Annotated in this window: 14 protein-coding genes; 4 read left to right on the forward strand and 10 right to left on the reverse strand. The window is 71.1% G+C overall.

The window, feature by feature from the left end:
* Nucleotides 1–20 precede the first annotated feature (20 nt).
* The 5 genes from DT019_RS10315 to DT019_RS10335 all read right to left on the reverse strand — a co-directional run bounded on the left by DT019_RS10315 (nt 21) and on the right by DT019_RS10335 (nt 7,776).
* Nucleotides 21–2,180, reverse strand: coding sequence for an AGE family epimerase/isomerase (locus DT019_RS10315; RefSeq protein WP_114036404.1), 2,160 nt, complete (start codon nt 2,178–2,180; stop codon nt 21–23).
* A complete protein-coding gene (gene glgX, locus DT019_RS10320) occupies nt 2,177–4,282 on the reverse strand; it encodes a glycogen debranching protein GlgX (protein WP_114036405.1) in 2,106 nt (701 codons plus the stop codon). Before glgX ends, DT019_RS10315 begins: the two co-directional genes overlap by 4 nt.
* 41 nt (nt 4,283–4,323) lie before the next feature.
* Nucleotides 4,324–5,058 (reverse strand): SDR family oxidoreductase, encoded by a 735-nt coding sequence (locus DT019_RS10325; protein WP_114036406.1) that lies wholly within the window; start codon nt 5,056–5,058, stop codon nt 4,324–4,326.
* Nucleotides 5,059–5,120: 62 nt separating this feature from the next.
* Nucleotides 5,121–6,461 carry a sugar phosphate nucleotidyltransferase gene (locus DT019_RS10330; RefSeq protein WP_114036407.1) on the reverse strand — a complete coding sequence of 447 codons (1,341 nt, stop codon included), beginning with the start codon at nt 6,459–6,461 and terminating at the stop codon, nt 5,121–5,123.
* 199 nt (nt 6,462–6,660) lie between these two features.
* On the reverse strand, nt 6,661–7,776 hold the full coding sequence (locus DT019_RS10335; RefSeq protein WP_114036408.1) for a polyprenyl synthetase family protein: 1,116 nt from the start codon (nt 7,774–7,776) through the stop codon (nt 6,661–6,663).
* A gap of 277 nt (nt 7,777–8,053) precedes the next feature.
* Here DT019_RS10335 and DT019_RS10340 point away from each other — a divergent pair, with 277 nt between their 5' ends.
* The 3 genes from DT019_RS10340 to DT019_RS10350 all read left to right on the forward strand — a co-directional run bounded on the left by DT019_RS10340 (nt 8,054) and on the right by DT019_RS10350 (nt 12,840).
* A complete protein-coding gene (locus tag DT019_RS10340) occupies nt 8,054–9,697 on the forward strand; it encodes a cytochrome b (RefSeq protein ID WP_114036409.1) in 1,644 nt (547 codons plus the stop codon).
* Between the two features lie 232 nt (nt 9,698–9,929).
* Nucleotides 9,930–10,601, forward strand: a complete 672-nt coding sequence (locus DT019_RS10345; RefSeq protein WP_223279387.1) for a DUF6445 family protein — start codon at nt 9,930–9,932, stop codon at nt 10,599–10,601.
* A 175-nt stretch (nt 10,602–10,776) separates the two neighbouring features.
* A complete protein-coding gene (locus DT019_RS10350; protein ID WP_114036411.1) occupies nt 10,777–12,840 on the forward strand; it encodes a phosphocholine-specific phospholipase C in 2,064 nt (687 codons plus the stop codon).
* A 75-nt stretch (nt 12,841–12,915) separates the two neighbouring features.
* Here DT019_RS10350 and metG read toward each other — a convergent pair whose 3' ends face one another.
* Nucleotides 12,916–14,640 carry a methionine--tRNA ligase gene (metG, locus tag DT019_RS10355; protein ID WP_114036412.1) on the reverse strand — a complete coding sequence of 575 codons (1,725 nt, stop codon included), beginning with the start codon at nt 14,638–14,640 and terminating at the stop codon, nt 12,916–12,918.
* 281 nt (nt 14,641–14,921) lie between these two features.
* Nucleotides 14,922–15,686, reverse strand: a complete 765-nt coding sequence (locus DT019_RS10360) for a VOC family protein (RefSeq protein WP_114036413.1) — start codon at nt 15,684–15,686, stop codon at nt 14,922–14,924.
* A 525-nt stretch (nt 15,687–16,211) separates the two neighbouring features.
* Here DT019_RS10360 and DT019_RS10365 point away from each other — a divergent pair.
* The gene (locus DT019_RS10365; RefSeq protein ID WP_114036414.1) at nt 16,212–18,464 is read left to right on the forward strand and encodes a WD40/YVTN/BNR-like repeat-containing protein; all 2,253 of its coding nucleotides are present in this window, start codon (nt 16,212–16,214) and stop codon (nt 18,462–18,464) included.
* Nucleotides 18,465–18,483: 19 nt separating this feature from the next.
* On the opposite strand, the gene DT019_RS10370 is transcribed toward DT019_RS10365, so the two are convergent.
* The 3 genes from DT019_RS10370 to DT019_RS10380 all read right to left on the reverse strand — a co-directional run bounded on the left by DT019_RS10370 (nt 18,484) and on the right by DT019_RS10380 (nt 21,959).
* Nucleotides 18,484–19,365: an NAD(P)-dependent oxidoreductase gene (locus tag DT019_RS10370; protein ID WP_223279388.1), complete on the reverse strand. Its 882-nt coding sequence runs from the start codon at nt 19,363–19,365 to the stop codon at nt 18,484–18,486.
* Nucleotides 19,366–19,860: 495 nt separating this feature from the next.
* On the reverse strand, nt 19,861–20,631 hold the full coding sequence (locus DT019_RS10375; RefSeq protein ID WP_114036415.1) for a hypothetical protein: 771 nt from the start codon (nt 20,629–20,631) through the stop codon (nt 19,861–19,863).
* A 35-nt stretch (nt 20,632–20,666) separates the two neighbouring features.
* The gene (locus tag DT019_RS10380; RefSeq protein WP_114036416.1) at nt 20,667–21,959 is read right to left on the reverse strand and encodes a VWA domain-containing protein; all 1,293 of its coding nucleotides are present in this window, start codon (nt 21,957–21,959) and stop codon (nt 20,667–20,669) included.
* Nucleotides 21,960–21,983: the final 24 nt, after the last annotated feature.

The following is a 21,983-nucleotide window of genomic DNA, read 5'->3' on the forward strand; positions in this document are numbered from 1 at the left end:
AGCCCAGCGGACGAGAGAGGTCATTCATGGGCGCACTCGTCACCGCCCTCGAGGAGGAAGGCGTCGGTGGCCAGCAGCGCGTCCGCGACATCGGGCAGCGTGCAGCCCACGATCACGAAGTCGGCGTCCAGGCCGGCCTTGGTGCGCTGGAAGAGCAGCTCGTTGATGGCGGGCCGGCACATCTCGGTGACCTGGCACAGGTGGAACTCCACCCGCTGCGGCTCGGCCGCCATCACCTCGCCCAGGATCCGGCGGAACTTCTCCAGCTCCGCCGCGTCGATGATCCCGTCGCAGCGGATGTGCGCGGTGTCGCCGTCGAACTCGGTGCGCATCCGCAGCCGCATCTGCGCCGGCTCCAGCTCGACGCGCACCCGCACCGGGGCGTCCCCGTCGGGCAGTTGGACGGTGAGTTCCTTGTTGTCGAAGCGGTGGTACGGCTGCCCGTCCACCCACACCCGGGTCAGCTCCACCGAACCGGTCGGCAGCAGATCGGGCGCGACGCGCAGGGTGCGCTCCGGCAGGTCGCACGGGCGCGGCCGGAAGTGCAGCGTGAGCGGGTCGTTGCTGATCAGCAGGCCGGTGTAGACGGCCGCCAAGTAGCAGAGTTCGAGCGCGTGGTAGCCGGCCATGGCGTGGCTGCCCTTGAGCCGCTCGGTGCCGAGCAGATAGGGGATGCCGTTGGCCAGCACGTTGAAGTACACCCCGCCGTCCTCGTAGTCGAGGAAGAAGGCGTTGTAGAACGAGGCGGCCTCGCGCGCCAGGCGCAGCTGCTCGGGGTCGCCCGAGGTGCCGGCCAGGATCAGATAGGCCAGGATCGCCTGCTCCTGCTGCCACCACGCCTTGCGGTCGTGCCACACCATGCGGTGGATGCCGCTGTCCGGGTCGGGGCGGCGCTCCACCACGTCGTACCAGCCGCCGCGCAGCTGGTCGCTGCCGACGGCCGGCATGATCTCGCCGATCCGGTCGGCGGTGACGCCGTACTCCGCCTTGTCGTGCAGCGCCTTGATGCGCGTCAGGTTCCAGGCGATCTTGAGGTTGTGGCCGACCACGGCCCGGTCCTGCTGCCAGCCCCAGGTGCGGTCGGGGCTCCAGTCGGCGTGGAAGCGCTCCTGGACGAACGGGCTGGTGGCCTCGTCGGGGAAGCGCTCGACGATGGTGTCGGCGGTCTCCTCCAGCAGCGCCGCGAAGTCCTCGCGGCCGGTGGCGAGGTAGGCGTTGATCAGATAGGCGGGGGCGTGGTCGCCGACCGAGTTCCAGTTCTTGCGCGACCGGTTGCGGCCCAGCGAGTCGGCGTTGGGGTCGAGCGTGATCGGGTCCAGGTGCGAGAAGAACCCGCCGAGGTCGCGGTCCCTGAAGTAGCGCTCGAACAGGGCCACCGTGCCGTCGATGTCCTTCAGGATCCGCGGGTCGCCGGTGACGCGGTAGGTCTGGGTGGGCCCGGCGAGCGCGTAGATCTGCTCGTACATCGGAATGGCGTCGAAGTCGTCGCCGAACTCCGAGGCGAACACCTTGCGCTGCCCGGTCCGCGTCACGTCGATGCCGTGGTACCAGTAGATGATGCCGTCCTGCTCGTCGGTGACCCGCATGTGCTCGCGCAGGTACTCCGTACCGCTCTCGGCCGCCTCCAGGAAGCGGTCCTCACCGGTCAGCAGATACGCGGTGGACAGGCCGTACACCAGCCGCGAGATGGTGTCCGTCTCCTGGCGCACGTCCGCGCCGTCGAAGTCGGGCAGGTGGGTGCCGCTGAGCGTGAGGTTGGTGCGGAAGTTGCGCCAGTCGTACGTGCCGTCGGGGAAGTGCCCGCGCAGGTAGAAGTCGGCGACGGCGGCGGCCTGCTGGACCCACCACGCCGGGTGCTCGAAGACGTAGGATCCGCGGCTCTCCTCGGGGAAGGTGATCTCCTTCGCCTCGAACCGCTCACCGCCCTTCCACTGGTAGGTGATCCCGTACGCGAACAGATACCGGCCCTCGGCGAGCATGTCCTGGGTGCAGGCGGTGGTGTCGCGGTAGTCGTCGCCGAGGTTGCGCACGATGCGCGAGGAGACATTGCGGGGCAGATGGACGGTGAATTCCCGGTCGTCCGAGGTGCGCAGACCGAAACGGTGCTGGGTGGGGCTGTAGTAGGTGACGTAGCCCGCCAGGGTGTCGGAGAACGTGCGGCGTTCGGCAGATCCACTCATCGAGAGGTGCCCTTCTCGTCAGGCAGGGCCGCCAGCAACACGACGCTGCGGCCGTGGGCGTGGAAGGTGTGGTCGTCGATCAGCTCCTCTTGTCCGGCGGGGAGGATGTCGTACGGGCCGGGGCGCGCGGTGTCGAGAACGCGGTGCCAGCGACGGCCGCGGATCCGGGGCAGCTCGAAGTCCAGGCCCAGGTGGTACATGTTGAGGATCAGATGCAGGTCGGGGTCCTGGTTGAAGCCGCCGAGCGTGCAGGCCAGGACCCGTGCGTGGGTGTCCTCCCAGCCGGGCTGCTCCAGTTTGGTGCCGTGCCAGGTGACATCGGACAGCAGACGGGAGTTGAGGTGTCCGTTGTAGAAGCGCGGTTCACGGAAGGTGCGGTAGCGCCTGCGCAGTTCGATCAGCCGTCGGGTGAAGTTCCAGGTCTCCTGCTCCTTCTCGGCCTGGTCCCAGTCGAGCCATGAGGTCGGGTTGTCCTGGCAGTAGGCGTTGTTGTTGCCTCCCTGGCTGTTGCGGAACTCGTCACCGGCCAGCAGCATCGGCACGCCCCGGCTGAGCATGAGCACGGAGAGCAGGTTCTTCATCTGGCGCACCCGCAGCCGCTCGACCTCGGGGTCGTCGGTGGGGCCCTCGACGCCGCAGTTCCAGCTGAAGTTCTCGCCGGCGCCGTCGGCCCCGGCCTCGCCGTTGGCGTAGTTGTGCTTCTCGTTGTAGCTGACCAGGTCGTTGAGGGTGAAGCCGTCGTGGCAGGTGATGAAGTTGATGCTGTTGGTGGGCAGTTCCTGCTGCGGTCCGAACAGGTCCTCGGAGCCGCTGAGCCGTGCGGCGATGTCCCCCACGAGCCCGGCGTCCCCGCGCACGAAGCGGCGTACGTCATCACGGAAGGGGCCGTTCCACTGGGCCCAGCGCTTTCCGGGGAACCGGCCCACCTGGTAGAGGCCGCCGCCGTCCCACGGCTCCGCGATGATCTTCGTCTCGGCGAGCACCTGGGACAGCTCGATCGCCCACAGCACCGGCGGCACCGCCATCTCGTACCCGAGCGCGCCACGCGACAGCTCGGAGGCGAGGTCGAAGCGGAAGCCGTCCACGTGGTGCTCGCGGACCCAGTACTCCAGGGACTCCAGGATGAATTTGGTGACCATCGGATGGTTGGCGTTGACCGCGTTCCCGCAGCCCGTGAAGTCCATGTAGTGGCTGCGGTCCTGCGGCCACAGGTGGTAGTACGCCTCGTTGGCCTGCCCGCGGAAACTGATCGTCGGGCCGTACTCGTTGCCCTCGCTGGTGTGGTTGAAGACGACGTCGAGGATGACCTCGATGCCCGCCCTGTGGAACGCCTTGACCATGTCGCGGAACTCGGCGATGTGGCCCGCGAGATGGGGCTCGGAACAGTAGCCGGTGTGCGGGGCGAAGAAGCCGTACGGGTCGTAGCCCCAGTAGTTGCGCAGTTCACTGCCGTCGGGGCCGATCCGCAGCACCTGCGTCTCGTCGAAGTCGAAGACGGGCAGCAGCTCCACCGCCGTGATCCCCAGCTCCTTCAGGTGCGGGATCTTCTCGGTGAGCGCCGAGAACGTGCCGGGGCTGGCGGCGTGCGAGGTCGGTGAGGCGGTCGCACCCCGCACATGCAGCTCGTAGATGATCGTCTCCGACATGGGGGTGCGCAGCGGCTCGTCGCCCTCCCAGTCGTAGTCGTCGAGGTCGACGACCAGGCTGCGCATGGACTCCGCGACGTTGTCGTCCAGGCCGATGGCGCGGGTGCGCTGCCAGCGGCTGTTGATGTTGGCGCGGGCGTACGGGTCGAGGAGCACCTTGCGGTGGTCGAACCGGGCGCCCGACCTGCTGGTGTCGTGCGGCCCGTCCATCCGGTACGCGTAGACCTGCCCGGCGCCGAGCCCCCGCACATGGCAGTGCCAGAAGTGGAAGCTGCGGTGGCGGTCGGGGTGGAGCTGGATGGTCCGGGAGGGCTCCGGGTCGTCGCAGCGGTCGAACAACAGAAGATCCACGCGCGTGGCGTGCTCGGAGTAGACGGAGAAGTTCACCCCGTCGGCGTCGACAGTGGTCCCCAGCGGCTGCGGCCGTCCTGCGGTGATCTGCGGCGCCTCGGTCACGGGTGCCTCCCTGGTCTGATGACTCGACGTCAAGCGGATGGTCAAGCAATGGCCCGGTCGGCGACCGGAGCGGGTAACTGGCGGGCGTCGGCCTCCCGGACCGGCTCGTCCGAGCGCAGCCGGGCGAAGAGCGGCTCCCAGTCGGTGGGGCCGCTGCCCGGCTCGCTGCGCATCTCGAAGGTGACGCCGCGCGCGGAGGGGCAGTACAGCGCCTGGACGCAGGCCTCGGCGACGTCCTGGCGCGAGACGTAGCCGTCCCTGCGGTCGCCCTGCTCCAGGGTGATGCGGGAGTCGCCCCCCAGGTCGGTCAGCCAGCTCGGCCGCACCACCGTGTACGGCAGGCCCGATCTGCGGACCGCGTCCTCCCCGGCGAGCCGCCAGTCGAGCATCCGGCCGTACGCGTTCATCGGGTGGTCCCTGTGGGTCACGTAGCGCTGGCTGACCAGCACGAACTGCGGGAGCACGGCGCCGCCGCCGGCCGCGGCCAACGCGTTGCGGACGCCGGTGTGCAGGGTCGACTCGGGGCTGTCGGGTCCGGCCGGGTCGGTGCCGGGCTCCACGGTGTAGACGATCGCGGAGCAGCCGCGCAGCGGAATGCGCAGGGTCTCCGGTTCCCGCACGTCCCCGAGGAAGAACTGGGCCCGCTCGGGCAGTTCCCGGCCGCGCTGGGTGCTGCGGCCGACGACCCGCACCGCCTCGCCGCGGTCGAGGAGCCGTTGCGTCACGAGCCGGCCGACCCGGCCGGTACCGCCTATCACTGCGATCGGACTGTTCACGGAAATCTCCTGAAAGAGCGTCAGATCCGTTGATCGGTCAGGTGGTTGGGTGCCGGTGCCGGTCAGACCCATTGCAGGATGTCGTCCGAGCTGGTGAGCTGCGTCCCGGCGGGCAGCCCCGAGACCGCGGGGACCCGCAGCCGCGGATAGACCATGACCCCCGACAGCCGGGTGCCGGGCCACAGGTGAGCGCCGTCGCCGAGGGCGGAGTGGTCGTCGAGGCGGACCGGGCTGCGCCGCTCGGAGTGCACCTGGGCCATCGGCCCGATGTAGGAGTCGCTGATGTGCGCGTACGCCCCGACCACCGCGGCGTCGCCCAGCGCGGAGCGGTTGAGGTGGACGCCCTCGTGCACGTCGACCCCGTCGCCGATGTCGGTGTACCGCAGGTGGACGCCCGCGCCGATCTCGGCGTGGCGGCCGATGCGCACCCCCGGCCCGATGACGACACTGCCGTCGGCGATCTTCTGGGCCAGGGTGGTGCCGGTGACGTTGTCCTTGGTGCGCAGGCTGGACTCGTGGATCCAGTACCGCGGCTCCACGCTGAGCGGACGCTCCATCGCCCGGTTCATCTGCGGGTACTGGCCGGTCAGCACCTCGCCCAGGGTGGCGAGGTAGTCCCCGATGCTGCCGAGGTCGCCGAGCCGGTCGATGGGCTCGACCGCGACCGGCAGGTCGTGGCCGACCAGCCACGGCAGCAGGTCGCCTCCCCAGTCCAGGCGTTGCTGGGCGAGCCGGATCAGCTCCGGGTTGCGGGCGGCCAGCCGGAGCCTGCCGCAGTCGATCAGGTACATGCCCGCGCTGGTGGCGATGGTGCGGGCGTCGGGGGTGGCGAGCGCCTCGGGGAAGAGCTGCTCGATGAGCTGGAGCCGGGGCTTCTCGACGAAGCCCGAGACCAGGCCCTGCCCGGTGGTGCGCATGACGCCGTACTTGTTGGCGGTCTCCTGCGGGGTGCGGGTGACGGCCGCGACCGTGACCACCGCGTCGGTCGCGGTGTGGGTGGCGAGCAGCCGGTCGAGCGAGAAGTCGAACAGCGAGTCGACCGGCATGACGAGCGCGGGTCCGGTCAGGTCCCACTGCTCCAGGTTGTGCAAGGTGGCCGCGCCCGAACCGACGTTGTACTGGTCGAACCGCGACCGCGAGTAGTTGATCTCGACGCCGTACCGCTCGCCGTGACCGAGAACGAGTTTGATCTGGCTCCGGTTCTCCATGCCCTGGGCCACCACGTAGAAGCGGCGGATGCCCTGTTCGCGGCAGGCCTCGACGATCCACTCGATGAGCGGCCGGCCGGCGAACGGTATGAGCGCCTTGCTGCGGATGTAGTCGGCGGACTGCAGGGTGATGGGCTTCGCCCGTTCCCCCCGGCCGCCCGCCAGGATGATTCCGGCGGTGCTGTCGTCCCCCATCGTGTCCTGCCTCCTCGGCTGACTCTGCGACCCAACAAATTCAACATAGGCAGTCATCTTGAGTCAAGTAACAAGTAAATCTGGCTGGTTGGGGGCGGTGTGACGGCCTCTTACCGACCCCGGAGACTGTGGCTGAGGGGACACGAGTGAGGGCTGTGACCAGTGGTCACAGCCCTCGAACGGATTCGGCCCCGATGGCTCAGCCGGGCCGGTTCCCGGCGGTGCTCGCCGCCGCGGGCGCCTGGGCACCGCTCGGGACGCCCGTCCCGGCGTCCCGCTCCGGGCCGCCCTCCGCGCCCGGCAGCGCGGCGAGCGCCCGGGCACCGAACTCGGCCAGAAGATCACGCCCTTCGCCCGGCTCCAGCGCGTCCAGCGCGCGCAGGGCCGCCCGCGCGTGCCGCCCCGCCCACGCGAGCGACTCCTCGACGGCCCCCGAGGCGCGCAGGATCGCGGCGAGCGCGGCGAGCGCCTCGGCCGGATCCGTACGCCCCGACAGGCAGGTCTCGATCTCGCGCCGGGCGGCCGCGCCGGCGCCGCGGTACGCGAGGACGACCGGCAGCACCGGCCGCCCGTTCCTGATGTCGCTCGTCGGCGTCTTGCCCGCGCTGTCCGGATCGCTCGTGTAGGCCAGCAGATCGTCGTGGACCTGGAAGGCGATGCCCAGCTCGTCGGCGTACGAGACGAGCGAGGCCAACGCGCCGGGCCCGCCCCCGCCGAGGATCCCGCCGACCTCGCACGCCGCACGGAACAGCGCCGCCGTCTTGAGGCGCACCATCTCCAGATACGGGCCCACCTCGAAGACCCGGCCCGCGGTGAGCCGCGCCTCCAGGCTCTGGCCCCGGCACAGATCGGTTCCGGCCCGCGAGATCGCCGCGACCGCGGTCACCACCCGGTCGGCCGGAACACCCCGGTCACGGCACTCCGCGAGGCACTCGAAGAGGGAGAAGAACAGCAGGTCGCCCGCGACGATGGCCTCGTTGGCCCCGTACTTGCGGTGGGCCGCAGGGCGCCCCCGGCGCACCGCGTCCGCGTCGATGATGTCGTCGTGGATCAGGCTGCCGACATGGCCGAACTCCGCCGCAACCGCCGCCGGAAGCACGCTCTCCGGATCGCCGCCGACCGCCTGCGCGCTCGCGAGGAGCAGACAGGGCCGCAGCAGCTTCCCGGCGGGCAGCAGGGAGTGCCGGCACACCTCGTCGAGGCCACCCGTCCCGTCCGGCCAGCGTGCGTCGAGCTCACGGACCACCAGGTCGCGCAGCCCGAAACCCGCCGCGAACGCTTCCGGCGCCGTGCGGGGCGCCTCGATGTCGGTCATGTGCCGAGTCCCGTCTGTTGATCGAGCCCCTCAAGACTGCGGTACGGGGCGGTCGCCGGCGGCCACCGACATCAGCGCGCATGGCCGCCCGTCACCGCCCGCGGCGGCCGGGGGCGGGGCGCCGCCGCACGACCCGAACGCACCGCCCCCGGCGAACGTGCCGAAGACCGCCCGAACGCGCCATCACCTGATGAAGGATCACATTCCTTTACCGCAGGCGCTGTTGGCCCCGGCCGACGCACGTGCCTACCCTGGTGTCCGCCTGAGGGGGAGACGCATGAGCGAACGCATCGAGCGCACCCGGCCCAGCGGACGGCCGCCCGAGAGCGGCAAGGGCGAACGGCTCGCCGACTGGGCCGACGGCCGACTCGGCATCCACGCGCTGGCCAGGGCCAACATGCGCAAGATCTTCCCGGACCACTGGTCGTTCATGTTCGGCGAGATCTGCCTCTACAGCTTCCTCATCCTCATCCTGACCGGCATCTGGCTGACCCTGTTCTTCGAACCGAGCGGCGTCGAGGTCGTCTACCACGGCTCCTACGTGCCCCTGAACGGCGTCCGCATGACACGCGCCTACGAATCCGCCGTGCACATCAGCCTCGACGTGCGCGGCGGACTGCTCATCCGGCAGATCCACCACTGGGCGGCGGTCGTCTTCGTCGCCGGGCTCCTCGTGCACATGATGCGGGTGTTCTTCACCGGCGCGTTCCGCAAACCCCGCGAGGCCAACTGGCTGTTCGGCTGGACCATCCTCATGCTGGCCCTGGTCACCGGGCTCACCGGCTACTCGCTCCCCGACGACATGCTCTCCGGCACCGGCATCCGCTTCGCCCAGGGCGCCATCCTGTCCATCCCGGTGATCGGAACGTACCTCTCGTTCTTCCTGTTCGGCGGCGAGTTCCCCGGGCACGACATCATCTCGCGGCTCTACCCGGTCCACGTCCTGCTGCTGCCCGGCATCATGCTCGGCCTGGTCGTGGCCCATCTGATCCTGGTCTTCCACCACAAGCACACCCAGTTCGCCGGGCCCGGCCGGACCGAGAAGAACGTGGTGGGAGCGCCCTTCCTGCCCGTCTACCTGGCCAAGGCGGGCGGCTTCTTCTTCCTGGTGTTCGGGGTGCTCGCCGTGATGGGCGCGGTCGCCACCATCAACCCGCTGTGGGCGATCGGCCCCTACCGGCCCGACCTGGTGTCCACCGGCGCCCAGCCCGACTGGTACCTCGGGTTCTCCGAGGGGCTGATCCGGGTGATGCCCGGCTGGGAGATCAACGCCTGGGGCCACACCCTCCAACTCGGCGTGTTCATCCCCTTCATGCTCTTCCCGCTGATCATGACGGCGATCGCGGTCTACCCGTTCATCGAGGCGTGGATCACCGGCGACCGCCGGGAGCACCACATCGCCCAGCGGCCCCGCAACGCCCCCGTCCGCACCGGCCTCGGCGTCGCCTGGCTGACGCTGTACGGGGTGCTGCTCATCGGCGGCGGCAACGACCTGTGGGCCACCCACTTCCATGTGTCCATCAACGCCATCACCTGGTTCGTGCGCGTCGCGTTCTTCGTGGGCCCGGCCGTCGCCTTCGTCGTCACCCACCGCTTCTGCCAGGGGCTCCAGCGCCGCGACCGGGACAAGGCCCTGCACGGCCGCGAATCGGGCATCGTCAAACGGCTGCCGCACGGCGAGTACGTCGAGGTCCACGAACCGCTCACCCAGGGCGAGTTGTACACCCTCACCGCCCACGAACAGCCCGCACCCTACGAACTGGGCCCGACCGTCGACGCCAACGGCGTCACGCGCAGACCCCGCCGCTCCGACCGGCTGCGGGCCCGCCTGGCCAGGGCCATGTACGGCCCGGGCAGTCACATCCCCAAACCGACGGCCGAGGAGTACCTGGAACTCCACCGGGGTGACGGACACCACTGACGCGGCCGTACGCGCGCACAAGGGTGCGGCGGCGATCCCTGGCACAACGCGGGCCGATCCATGACCGGCCCATGGCCCTTCCTTGCCCCGGCCTTTCCCCTGCCGCGACCGGTCGGCGGACATTTGCCAGCCAGTACCGCATTCACCGCGCGCCCCCAATTCCCCTGTGTTGAGGAAAGGTTGACCCGTTCGATGGAGAGCGGCCCGGCGACCCGCCAGTATGGTCGGCCGCATGCCCCCCAACCGTCCGGCGCTCCCGGTCCTTCCCTATCGCAAGCCCAAACCCGGCCGGGACTACTGGGTGCTGGACGACGTCCTGCCCAACATCGACGAGGTGAGGGCCCGCTGCGTGGCCAAGGACGACTGGGTGGAGGGCTACCCGCACAAGCCCGAGTCCTGGCCCGGCCTGCGCGCCATGCCGGGCCTCGCCCCCGCGGAACTCGCCCGCGTCGAGCGCCTGGTCAAGCAGCACACCGGGGCCAAGGAACTGTGGCAGGCCACCGCGCCCGGCGGGGCGACCCTGAACCACAACTGCATCCAGGTCGTCGGCGCCGGTGAGAGCGAACCGCGCCCGCACACCGATTCACGGGCCCTGTGCCGCTACGCGGCGGTGCTCTACCTCAACCCGAAGGCGCCCAAGGACTGCGGAACCAGCTTCTTCCGGCAGAGCCTGCCCGGCGGCGTACTGGGCGGCAACATGGTCACCGCGCCGCACAACAACCTCGTGGAAGCACTCGGCACGCGCTTCGTGCCGCCGGACTCCTTCACCGAGGACGTACGCGTAGCCCACCGCTACAACCGGCTGCTGCTCTACACCGCCAACACCATGCACAGCGCCACCGGATACTGCGGCAGCACCATCGACGACAAACGCATGACCGCCGTCTTCTTCTGGATGGCATAAGCGCCGCGCACAAGAACTCCACACCCCTGGGGGCCCGGCAGCCCCGGGGGGTTTCTGTTCGTTCGCCGTACCCGGAAACGTCACAGTGACGACATGGGGGCTTCCGCGACCCTGGGTGTTCTTGGTACACCCCTCTCGCCCCCCTGTCCCCTCACGCATGCAGAGGCCTCCACTCATGGCTGAACTCAACCGGCGCCGGTTCATGCAGCTCGCGGGCGGCACCGCCGCCTTCGCCGCGCTGTCGCAGAGCATCGCGCGGGCCGCCGCCATCCCGGCCGCGGGCAGCACCGGCACCATCCAGGACGTCGAGCACATAGTCGTCCTGATGCAGGAGAACCGTTCGTTCGACCACTACTTCGGTTCCCTGAAGGGCGTCCGCGGTTTCGGCGACCCGCGGCCCGTCACCCTCCCCAGCGGCAAGTCGGTGTTCCACCAGGTCGGCGGCGGCAGGGAAGTGCTGCCGTTCCGGCCCCAGGCGGACAAGCTCGGCCTCCAGTTCATCCAGGACCTCAACCACGACTGGACCGGCAGCCACAAGGCGTTCAACAACGGCAAGTACGACCAGTGGATCCCCGCCAAGACGTCCACGACGATGGCCTACCTCACCCGCGAGGACATCCCCTTCCACTACGCGCTCGCCGACACGTTCACGATCTGCGACGCCTACCACTGCTCGTTCATCGGCTCCACCGACCCCAACCGCTACTACATGTGGACCGGCTACACGGGCAACGACAACACCGGCGGCGGACCCGTCCTGGGCAACGACGAGAAGGGGTACGGCTGGACCACCTACCCCGAGCGTCTTGAGCAGGCGGGCATCTCCTGGAAGATCTACCAGGACATTGGTGACGGCCTGGACGCGGCCGGCGGCTGGGGCTGGATCAGCGACGCCTACCGGGGCAACTACGGCGACAACTCGCTGCTCTACTTCAACAACTACCGCAACGCCAAGCCCGGCGACCCCCTGTACGACAAGGCGCGCACCGGCACCAACGCCAAGAACGGCGACGGCTTCTTCGACATCCTCAAGGCCGACGTCAAGGCGGGCACCCTGCCCAAGGTCTCCTGGATCGCCGCCCCCGAGGCCTTCACCGAGCACCCCAACTGGCCCGCGAACTACGGCGCCTGGTACATCTCGCAGGTCCTGGACGCGCTCACCTCCAACCCGGCGGTGTGGGCCAAGACCGCGCTGTTCATCACGTACGACGAGAACGACGGGTTCTTCGACCACGTGGTGCCGCCCTTCGTTCCCTCCGGAGCCAACCAGGGCCTGTCCACCGTGGCGACCGGCCCCGACTACTTCCCGGGCAACATCAGCTACGCGGCCGGACCCTACGGTCTCGGCCAGCGCGTGCCGATGCTCGTCGTCTCCCCCTGGAGCACCGGCGGCTACACCTGCTCCGAGACCTTCGACCACACCTCGATCATCCGGTTCATGGAGCGCCGCTTCGGCGTGCACGAGCCGAACATCTCGCCCTGGCGGCGCGCGATCTGCGGCGACCTGACCTCGGCGTTCGACTTCAGCCGCACCAACTCCTCGGCGCCCGCGCTGCCTTCGACGACGGCGTACATCCCGCCGGACCACAACAGGCACCCCGACTACGTGCCGGTCCCGCCCGCCACCGGCACCCTCCCCAAACAGGAAAGGGGCTTCCGGCCCACCCGCCCGCTGCGGTACGCGCCGTTCGTCGACGGGGCCGCCAACGCGACCACGGGCAAGTTCGCCCTCACCTTCGGCGGCGGCGCCTCGGCCGGCGCACAGTTCCTGGTCACCTCCGCGAACCGCACGGACGGCCCCTGGACCTACACCACCGAGGCCGGCAAGACCCTCACCGACACCTGGAACACCACCTATTCGAGCGGCGTCACCAAACTCAGCGTGTTCGGGCCCAACGGCTTCCTGCGCACCTTCCAGAACCCCGGCAAGACCGCGGGCCCCGAGGTCACCGCCCGCCACAACGCGTCCACCGGCAACCTCGATCTGACCATGACCAACGCGGGCCGCACCACCGTCCACCTCAAGGCCGCCAACGCCAGCGCCTACGGAGGGGCCACCCACACCTTCACCGTCGCGCCGGGCGCCACCGTCAGGTTCACCGTCGACCTGCGGGGCAGCAAGAGCTGGTACGACGTGTCGGTGACCTCCGACGCGGACACCACGTTCCTGCGCCGCTTCGCCGGACACGTCGAGACCGGCGCGACGGGCGTGAGTGACCCGGCACTGCTCACCGCCTGACCCCGGCAGCGGGGGAGCGACACGACCGAGGGCCCCTGCCCGATCACCGATCGAGCAGGGGCCCTCAGGCTCGCATCACGCCTCGTCGGCGCCGCCGAACCGCTCGCGGTAGGACTCCAGGTCCTCGTCCGTGATCTTCGCGAACAGGACGGGCGGCACCGTGAAGGCCGTACCCGCGGGCACGGCGTCCAGCGCCCGCGCCTGCTCCGCGGTGACCCAGGTGGCCGTGTCACCGGCGAGCGCGAACGCGGAACGCATCGCCTTCGCCGAAGCGGGGATGAACGGCTCGGACACCACCGAGTAGAGGTGGATCAGGTTCATCGCCGTACGCAGCGTCAGCGCGGCGGCCTCAGGATCCGTCTTGATCTCCAGCCACGGCGCCTTCTCCTCCAGGTAGGAGTTTCCGGCCGACCACAGCGCCCGCAGCGAAGCGGCCGCCTTGCGGAACTGGAGCGCCTCCATGTGGCCCTCGTACTCCGCGAGCAGCCCGGCGATCTCCTCGCCCAGCTTCGCCTCCGCCGCCCCGGCCCCCGCACCCGCCGGCACGTCGTCACCGAACCGCTTGCGCGAGAACGACAGGACGCGGTTCACGAAGTTGCCCAGGGTGTCCGCGAGGTCCTTGTTGACCGTGGCGGTGAAGTGCTCCCAGGTGAACGACGTGTCGTCGGACTCCGGGGCGTTCGCCATCATGAAATAGCGCCAGTAGTCGGCGGGCAGGATCTCCAGCGCGTCGTGCGTGAAGACACCACGGCGCTGCGAGGTGGAGAACTTGCCGCCGTAGTAGTTGAGCCAGTTGAAGGCCTTGACGTAGTCGACCTTCTTCCACGGCTCGCGCACACCCAGCTCCGTCGCCGGGAACATCACCGTGTGGAACGGGACGTTGTCCTTGCCCATGAACTCGGTGTAGCGCACGTCCGCCGCGCCCTCCGGCTCGTACCACCACGACTTCCAGTCACGGTTCGCCGGGTCGAGGTCGGCCCACTCCTTCGTCGCGCCGATGTACTCGATCGGAGCGTCGAACCAGACGTAGAAGACCTTGCCCTCGGCGGCCAGCTCCGGCCACGTGTCGGCCGGGACCGGCACGCCCCACTCCAGGTCACGGGTGATCGAGCGGTCGTGCAGCCCCTCGGTCAGCCACTTGCGGGCGATCGACGACGCCAGCTGCGGCCACTCGCCGCCCACCCGGTCGATCCACTCCTCGACCTCGCCCTGCAGCTTGGACTGGAGCAGGAAGAGGTGCCGCGTCTCGCGGACCTCCAGCTCGCTGCTGCCGCTGATCGCGGAACGGGCGTCGAGCAGGTCGGTCGGGTCCAGGACGCGGGTGCAGTTCTCGCACTGGTCGCCGCGCGCCTTGTCGTAGCCGCAGTGCGGGCACGTGCCGACGATGTAGCGGTCCGGCAGGAAGCGGTCGTCGGCGATCGAGAAGACCTGGCGGATCGCCCGCTCCTCGATGAACCCGTTCTCCTTCAGCTTCCGCGCGAAGTGCTGCGTGATCTCCACGTTCTGCTGCGAGGAGCTGCGGCCGAAGTAGTCGAAGGCCAGGTGGAAGCCGTCGTAGATCGCCTTCTGGGTGTCGTGCGACTGCGCGCAGAACTCGGCGACCGACAGCCCGGCCTCCTTGGCGGCCAGCTCGGCCGGGGTGCCGTGCTCGTCGGTCGCGCAGATGTACAGCACGTCGTGGCCGCGCTGGCGCAGGTAGCGGGAGTACACGTCCGCGGGGAGCATCGACCCGACCATGTTGCCCAGGTGCTTGATTCCGTTGATGTACGGCAGCGCGCTGGTGATCAGGTGTCGAGACATCCTCGGATGCTCCTTATGTTCGTGCGTGCGGCACCGCGGCGAGGCCGCGGCGAACCCAGGTAGGGAGGCCCACCCGGGGGCTCACACCACGTGACACCCCCGCCCGATGGGCAGAGCCATGCTATCGAACCGCCCGGCCGCTTCTCGCCGGAGTTTCACGGCCCCCGACGGCGCTCGGCCCCCGCTCTTCCCCCAGGTCTTCCGCACGGCCGCCCAGGCACCCGGCACGAGAGGGCCGGGCCGCCCGCACCGGACCCGCCGGCGCGCGTACCGCCCCGGGCTCAGGCCCCGTCGCCCGGACCGTGGACGCCGAACGTCGCGCCCTGCGGATCGCGCAGGACCGCGATGCGGCGCCGGTCGCCCACCGGCGTCGGCGGCATCAGCGTCCGGCCGCCCGCGGCGCTCGCATCGGCCGCCGCCCGGTCGGCGTCACGCACCGCGAAGTACGGCAGCCAGTGGGACGGCACCTCGGGCGGGTACTTGTCGTCCATGGCCATCAGGCCCCCGAAGTCCTGACCGTCGATGCCCCACTGCGGGTAATGGCCGGACGGGGTGACGGTCCAGCCGAACACCGCCGGATAGAAGTCGAGCGCCCCGGCCCGGTCCCGGGTCGTCAGCTCCACCCAGCCGAGCGCGCCCGGCTCGTTGAGCAGCCGCGCCCCGCCGAACGCCCTCGCCTGCCAGAGCGAGAACACCGCGCCGCACGGGTCGGCGAGCACCGCGAAGCGGCCCTGGTCGAAGACGTCGAGGGGTCCGGCGAGCAGCGAGCCGCCCGCCCGCGCCGCCGCGGCCACCGTCGCGTCGGTGTCCCGGGTCAGGAACGAGACCGTCCAGGCGGGCGGCTGCCCCGGCTGGTACGGCGGGGTGAGCGCGGCCACCGGGGCGTCACCGAGGTGGGCGACCGTGTACCCGCCCGCCTCCGGACGGGGGTCGGTCTCGGTCCGCCAGCCGAAGAGCGCCGAGTAGAACGCCTCCGCACCCGCCACGTCCGGGGTGGACAGCTCGACCCAGCAGGGACCGCCGTCGACCGGCCGGGAGAACTTCATGTCCGCCTCCTAGGACCGCCCCCGACGGACGGCCGTCTCCCGAGCACGGTAGAGCGGGCGGGGCCGGACGGCATGTCGGGGAAGCCCGCGGGGGCGAGCTCAGGGACGGGCCCGGGGCGGGTTCCGGCGGTGGGTTCCGGCGGCGGGGGAGGGGACCGGGACCCGGACCTGACCGGTGGCTCCGGGAGCCGGATCAGGACAGGAACCCGGCGTCAGGCCCGGAGCCGGGCCTGGGGGCCGGGGCCGGGTCAGGACCCCGTATCCGGACCAGGAGATCGGAGCCCGACCAGGAGCCCGGAGCCCGGCGTGGAACCAGGGATCAGGCCGAACCCCCGCCCCGGACTTGGCGTGAACACAACCATAGGGTCGCCAACTACTGGTGCTCGTGCGGCGGTTGATGAACACTTTCTCGCCGGTGCGCCCGCAGCGCGGCGAACAGGCCGCGAGCGGCAGCCCATCGAAAGCCGTCGGAAAGCTCTTCCACTCGACGCGCTCCGGCCCCGCCGGACGCGGAAGGAGCAGCCCATGCGTGCTGGGAGACCGGGCCGGGCGCGGGTCACCGCCCTCGCCGCCCTCGCGATCGCCGCATTCCTCGTCCCGGGGGCCCACGCGGCCGGCGCCGGGCTCCAGGAGGACGACGAGGACGGCGGGCCCGCGGCGCCCGCCGACTACAGCTACGTACAGAAGGCGATCCCCGGGCAGCAGCTGCCCCGGCACGCCTACGACACGGCCGCCGCGCAGGCCGCCACCCTGCACGCCACGCCCGGCACCTGGCAGCCGGCGGGCCCCACCAACATCGGTGGCCGCGTCGTCTCGCTCGCCCTCGACCCCACCCGCCCCGACACCCTGTACGCGGCGGCCGCCAGCGGCGGACTGTGGCGCTCGGCCGACGCCGGAAAGAACTTCGAACCCCTCTGGCCCGCCCAGCAGACCCAGGCCATGGGCGCGGTCGCCGCCGCACCGGACGGCACCCTCTACGCGGGCACCGGGGAGCCCAACCCCGGCGGCGGCAGCGTCACCTACGAAGGCACCGGCCTCTACCGCTCGACCGACCACGGCCGGAACTGGCAGCCCGCCGGGCTGCGCGACTCCGGCGCGGTCGGCGCCGTCGACGTGGACCCCCGCCACCCCCGCCGCGTCCTCGTCGCCGCCACCGGCTCCCTCTACACCGCGGGCGGCGACCGGGGCGTCTACCTCTCGGACGACGCCGGCACCTCCTGGCGCCGCGTCCTCGACGTACCCAACGCGTACACCGGCGCCGTCGACGTGCAACGCGACCCCGCGAACCCCGAGCGCGTCTACGCCGTCCTGTGGGACCACCGGCGCGAACCGGACAAGCGGACGTACGGCGGAACCGGCTCCGGCGTCTACCGCTCCGACGACGGCGGCGCCCACTGGCGGCGCCTCGGCGGCGGCCTGCCCACCGCAGACTCCGGCCGGATCGGCCTCGGCATCGCCCGCTCCGAACCCGGCCGCCTCTACGCGATGGTCGGCGCCACCAACGGCACCTTCGGCGGCTTCCTCACCTCCGCCGACGGCGGCGACACCTGGTCCCGGCTGCCCGACAACCCCGCCCTGGCCAACTCGCAGTCCAGCTACTCCTGGTGGTTCGGAAAGGTCTGGGTCGACCCCGCCGACGCCCGCCACGTCCACGTGGCCGGAGTCGCCCTGATGACCACCAAGGACGGCGGCACGACCTGGACGGCCGAGGAGAACGCCGTCCACTCCGACCAGCACGCCATGATCTGGGACCCCCGCCACCCCGGCCGCCTCTACCTCGGCAACGACGGCGGGGTCTACCGCTCCGACGCGCGCGGCGACGGAGGCTGGACCAAAGCCGAGTACGAGCCGTGGACCCAGCTCTACACCGTGGCCGCCACCCCCCAGGACACCGGCCGCATCTCCGGCGGAGCCCAGGACAACGGCTCCATCCGCTCCTGGGGCGGCCCCCGGTTCAACGAGTACCTCGGCGGCGACGGGCTCCAGAACCTGATCGACCCGACCGACAAGAACAAGGCGTACGCCTGCTACCAGTACGGCAACTGCTTCCGCTCCACCGACGGCGGCAACACCCTGACCGAGTACACGGACGCCACCACGGCCGACCGCCGCAACTGGCTGACGCCCGTCCAGTTCGACCCGGTGAACCCCGACATCCTCTACTACGGCGGAAACCGGCTCAACCGCTCGACCGACGGCGGCGCCACCTGGACACCCATCAGCCCCGACCTCACCGGCGGACCGGGACGCGACGACTACCCGTACGGAACCATCACCACCGTCTCCGCCGCCCACGACGGCCACACCGTGTGGGTCGGCACCGACGACGGCCGGGTATGGACCACACGCGACCTCGGCGCGCACTGGACCCAAGTCCTCACCGGCCAGCCCTGGGTGACCCGTGTCGCGGTCGACCCCGCCGACCCGGCGACGGCATACGCCGCCCTCTCCGGCTATCGCGCGGGCTCCGCCCAGCCCCACCTGCTGCGCACCACGAACGCGGGCGCGAGCTGGACCGACCTGTCGGGCAACCTGCCGCAGGCACCGGTGAACGACGTCGTCCTCGGCGCCGGGGGAGCGCTCTACGTCGCCACCGACCAGGGCGTCTTCATCGGCACGGCGTACGGGGCGGGCGGAGCCGACGGCCGGGCCCGCTGGCTCCGCCTCGGCGGCGGGCTGCCGCTGGTCCCGGTCAGCGACCTCGCCTACGACCATGCCAACCACCGTCTGGTGGCGGCGACCTTCGGTCGCGGCTTCTACACCTTCCGCACGCTCTGACCCCGGCCGGGGCAGCCGGTCACTCCTTGGCGCGGCCCGCGAAGTAGGTCGCCACCATGTCCTCGGCGCCGTGACCGGCCGCCTCCGCCCGGGCGAACCGCTCGGCCGAAGCCTGCGTCAAGTCGAGCCGTACGCCTGCCTGTTCGGCCGCTCCCAGGATCAAGCGGGTGTCCTTGAGGGCGGTCGAGACGGCGAAACTCGGTGTGAGGTCGCCGGTGAGCAGAGCGGCGGACTTGGTGTGCAGGTACGCGGTGTCCAGCGGGCCGCCGGCGATCGCGTCCAGGAAGAGCCGCGGGTCCACCTGGAGGCCTTCGGCCAGGCCGAGGCACTCGGCGACGGCGCCGACCAGGTTGATCACCCAGGTATTGGCGACCAACTTCAGCCGCGAGGCCCCGCCCGGCTCGTGGCTCACCCAGACCGTCCGCTGCCCGATCGCGTCCAGGACCGGCGCGAGCGTCTCGCGCGCCGCAGGCGGCCCCGAGACGAAGACGGTCAGCTTGCCCTCCTCGGCGGGCTTACGGGTGCCCAGCACGGGGGAGTCGCAGTACACCACCCCCAACCCGGCCGCCCGCGCGGCCAGTTCCAGCGTCGCGTCCGGTCCCACGGTGGAGGTCTGGAGCCACAGCTGGCCGGGGCGCAGGCCCGGGGCGGCGGCGTCGAGGGTGGCCGACACAGACGGCCCGTCGTTCAGCGCGGTCAGGACGACATCGGCGCCGCGCACCGCCTCGTCGGCGCCCGCGTACACCGTGGCCCCGTCCTCAACGAGTGCCTCGGCCTTGGTGCGGGTCCTGTTCCAGACCCGTACGGGCAGACCGGCCCGCAACAGACTGCGGGCCATACCGGCCCCCATGATGCCGGTGCCGAGTACGGCGACACTGGGCGTGCTCGAAGCTTCGGACACGATGAACTCCTTCGCGGTGGTGGTGCTCGGTCGCGTACCCCCGAGTGTTATACGGATGGGGCCACTCGGGGCGCATGGCGCCGCCGCACGACGGACGCGGCTGCCCTCGCCCGGGGGCGGACGGCACCCCTTGCGAACGGAGCGCTCTCGCGAACGGCCTGCCTCGGGGAGGCGATCAATCGGCCGGGGGGCGAGGGGGGCGAGGGGGCGAGAGCGCTCTCATGGGTCCGTGGTCGGACGGGGCGGGGCGGCGCCCGTGAGAGTGAGAGCGCTCTCGCTGACGCGCCCTCCGACGGGGCGGGACGACGCTCGCGGGAGCGGGAAGCGCTCTCACGGCCCCATGCTCCAACTGGCCGAGAGGATGCGCGCGTGCGCGAGAGCGCTCTCACAGGCACGAACTCCGACGAGTCGAGCGGGCGCCCGCGGGAGCGAGAGCGCTCCCGCGGGCACGGACACCTGCACCCGGGGTGACCCGTCGCGCGGGTCCGGCCGCTCTCAGACCCCTCGCGGCACCCGCGAGGGACGGCCCCGGCCGCGGGTCAGGGTGTAGCCGGCGACGCCGGCGAGCGCGGCGAGCAGGCCGCCGACGCCGGTCCACAGCCAGCGGTCGGTCCACCAGCCGGACGCCCAGCCGCCGTCCGGCTCGACCGAGGACTTCGCGCCGAGCGGCGTGGACAGCTTGCCGTCCACGGCGTGAGCGCCGCCCGTGTCCAGGACGGTCGGCTCGACCTCCGTTTTGAACGGCAGGCCCCGGTCGGTGTCGGGCAGCGAGACCGCCGTCAGACGGATGTAGTAGCTGCCCGGCAGCGGGTCGTTGGACCACGTGTCGGCCCAGGCGACGGTCGGTCGCAGGGTGCAGGACAGTTCGACCGTGGCCGCGTCCTGTGCGGCGGACCGGGACTGCGTGCCGTACATGCAGGGCTGGCGGCGCCGCAGCCCGTCGTACACGTCGATGCGCCAGGTCGAGGCGCCGTGCCGCGCGGCGGCGTCGGGGAGCGTGACCTTGGCGGTGACGGTGGGGCGCTGCCCGGCGTCGGCGGGGAACATCCAGTACAGGTAGTCGCCGGTCGACGCCGACGCGGTGGCCTTCTGTCCCTGCTGCACGGCGACCGCGGTACGGAAAGCGGTACCGGCCTCCGTGGGCGCGGCGCCGCTCTTCGAGGCGGAGGGGCTGGGCGAGGGCGAGTCCGCCAGCGCGGGCGCAGCCCCGCCGAGCAGGGCCGCTCCGGTCAGTGCGGCGGCCGCCAACGTCCGTACGGTACGCATGAGTTGGCTCCCCGGGTGAGATGTGGAGTTCGGCATCAGTTGGTCCGCCAGACCGCGATGCGCCAGCGCGAGATCCAGCCCCACACCAGACCGGCGACCAGACCGGTCAGCGCGAGGGCGCCGAGCAGCCACCAGCCCCGGCCGAGGCCGAAGGAGGCCACGTCGGAGGCGGGGTGGGGGCCGTCCACCACGTCGATGGCGAGCTCGACCGGCAGACCCGGGTCGGTCTTGACGCCGGGCGGCGCGGAGAAGGAGTTGGAGACCTGGAGGCAGACGGTCTCCGGGGTCGACTTGTCGGCCGAGTCGTCGGCGGCCGCCTTCGGGTAGCGCAGACCGGTCGAGATGAGGTCCGTACGCCCGTCGCCCGCCTCCGAGCCGCGCACGATCTCGCGGCCGTGCGTGGTCATCGCCCGCAGCAGGACGCCGTAGTCCGGATTGGTCTGCCGGTCCACGCCGACGCTGGCCGAGGCGCGCAGCTCCTGGCCGGGCAGCACGTCGACCTTGTACGTGCGGTGCTCGGCGAACTTCTCGCGGTCCGTGTACAGGCCGGGCTTGAGCTGGGGAGCGCTCTCACAGCTCGCGGTGCCGTTGGTCGCGACGGGCACGGCGACCGGGTCGGCCGCGCGGTCCACCAACTGCTTCACCTTGCCGGAGAGCTGGTCGGTGTGCTGCACGGAGGTGTAGGTGCCGCCGGTGGCCTCCGCGATGCAGGTGAGCTGCTCGCGGGTCTTGGCGTCCGGGATGAGGCCGAGCGTGTCGATGGTGAGGTGGATGCCCTGGGCGGCGATGTCGCGGGCCACCTCGCACGGGTCGAGGGGCTGGCAGGTGTCCTCGCCGTCGGTGATGAGCACGATCCGGCGGGTCGCGTCACCGCCCTTGAGGTCCTCGGCCGCGCCCTGGAGAGCCGGACCGATGGGCGTCCAGCCGGTGGGCGCGAGGGTGGCGACGGCGGTCTTCGCCTCCGTACGGTTCAGCGGGCCGACCGGGTAGAGCGCGCGGGTGTCCTTGCAGCCCACCTTGCGGTCCTCGCCGGGGTAGTTGGCCCCCAGGGTGCGTATCCCGAGCTGGACCTCCTGCGGGACCGAGTCGAGGACCTCGTTGAACGCCTGCTTGGCGGCGGACATCCGGGACTTGCCGTCGATGTCCGTGGTCCGCATGGAACCGGAGACGTCGAGGACCAGGTCGACCTTGGGCGCGCCCTGCTGGGCGGGCTGCCCGTCGGGCCGGGGCGCCGCGGAGGCGGCCGTGTCCACGGCCGGGAGGATGCCGGTGGCGAAAGTGGCGACCAGCGCGCACACTCCGGCCGCCAGCCGTTTTCTGGTGATCATCGCCGGATCCTATGGAAGCATCGA

Origin of the sequence: Streptomyces sp. SDr-06, assembly GCF_003324565.1 — a bacterium.
GTDB lineage: Bacteria > Actinomycetota > Actinomycetes > Streptomycetales > Streptomycetaceae > Streptomyces.

Bases quoted from the DNA above. Each gene is read 5' to 3' on its own strand.
- DT019_RS10315 (WP_114036404.1), bottom strand. From the start codon at position 2,180: ATGAGTGGATCTGCCGAACGCCGCACGTTCTCCGACACCCTGGCGGGC.
- DT019_RS10330 (WP_114036407.1), bottom strand. From the start codon at position 6,461: ATGGGGGACGACAGCACCGCCGGAATCATCCTGGCGGGCGGCCGGGGG.
- DT019_RS10335 (WP_114036408.1), bottom strand. From the start codon at position 7,776: ATGACCGACATCGAGGCGCCCCGCACGGCGCCGGAAGCGTTCGCGGCG.
- DT019_RS10340 (WP_114036409.1), top strand. From the start codon at position 8,054: ATGAGCGAACGCATCGAGCGCACCCGGCCCAGCGGACGGCCGCCCGAG.
- DT019_RS10345 (WP_223279387.1), top strand. From the start codon at position 9,930: ATGCCCCCCAACCGTCCGGCGCTCCCGGTCCTTCCCTATCGCAAGCCC.
- DT019_RS10350 (WP_114036411.1), top strand. From the start codon at position 10,777: ATGGCTGAACTCAACCGGCGCCGGTTCATGCAGCTCGCGGGCGGCACC.
- metG (WP_114036412.1), bottom strand. From the start codon at position 14,640: ATGTCTCGACACCTGATCACCAGCGCGCTGCCGTACATCAACGGAATC.
- DT019_RS10360 (WP_114036413.1), bottom strand. From the start codon at position 15,686: ATGAAGTTCTCCCGGCCGGTCGACGGCGGTCCCTGCTGGGTCGAGCTG.
- DT019_RS10365 (WP_114036414.1), top strand. From the start codon at position 16,212: ATGCGTGCTGGGAGACCGGGCCGGGCGCGGGTCACCGCCCTCGCCGCC.
- DT019_RS10375 (WP_114036415.1), bottom strand. From the start codon at position 20,631: ATGCGTACCGTACGGACGTTGGCGGCCGCCGCACTGACCGGAGCGGCC.
- DT019_RS10380 (WP_114036416.1), bottom strand. From the start codon at position 21,959: ATGATCACCAGAAAACGGCTGGCGGCCGGAGTGTGCGCGCTGGTCGCC.